Annotated in this window: 1 pseudogene; it reads right to left on the reverse strand. The window is 56.5% G+C overall.

What is annotated here, in order from left to right:
- Positions 1 to 844, reverse strand: a pseudogene (locus tag ACR0BZ_RS19870) (IS3 family transposase); the annotation flags it as partial.

Genomic DNA, 844 nt, shown 5'->3' on the forward strand with positions numbered 1-844 from the left:
ATTTGTGCTTCGCGCAGGCTGTAGAAGATTTCGCCGTTGAGTAGTTCGTCCCTGAACCGGCCATTGAAGCTTTCGCAGTATCCGTTCTCCCACGGGCTCCCAGGTTCAATGTAAGCCGTCTGGGCGCTAACTGCGGCGGTCCAGTCTCGGACAGCCTGGGCGACAAATTCTGGCCCATTGTCTGAACGTATGAAACAGGGTGCCCCCCGAAGTATGAACAGATCCGTCAGGGCGTCGATCACGTCGACCGAGTTCAGCTTGCGCTTCACTCTAATCGCCAGGCACTCCCGGCTGTGCTCATCAAGGATGTTCAGCGTCCGGAAGGCTTTGCCATCGTCGGTTCGACAATGGACGAAATCATAGCTCCATACATGATTGCGATACTCCGGCCTCAGCCGAACACACGAGCCATCGTTCAGCCAAAGCCGTCCTTTCTTCGGTTGTTTCACTGGCACTTTCAGCCCCTCTCGTCGCCAAAGCCGTTCAATTCGCCCATCGCTGACAGACCATCCAGCCTCTCTCAGCAATGCAGCGATCCTGCGATAGCCATATCGGCCGTATTGACGGGTCAGCTCGATCATGTCGGCCACCAATCGGTCTTCGTCTGCGCGACCTTGTGGGACACGCCGTTGCGTGGACCGGTGTTGTCCAAGCACGCGGCAGGCGCGTCTCTCGGAAACGTTCAGTTGGTTGCGAACATGGTCAATACAAGCACGACGACGAGCGGGGCTCAGTAGTTTCCCTTCGCGGCTTCCGTCAGGATCAGCTTGTCCAACGTCAGATCGGATACCGCACGTCGCAGTCGCTCATTCTCTTTCTGAAGCCGTTTCAGTTCTTTCAACTG

This window comes from Ruegeria sp. P8, from assembly GCF_056534665.1.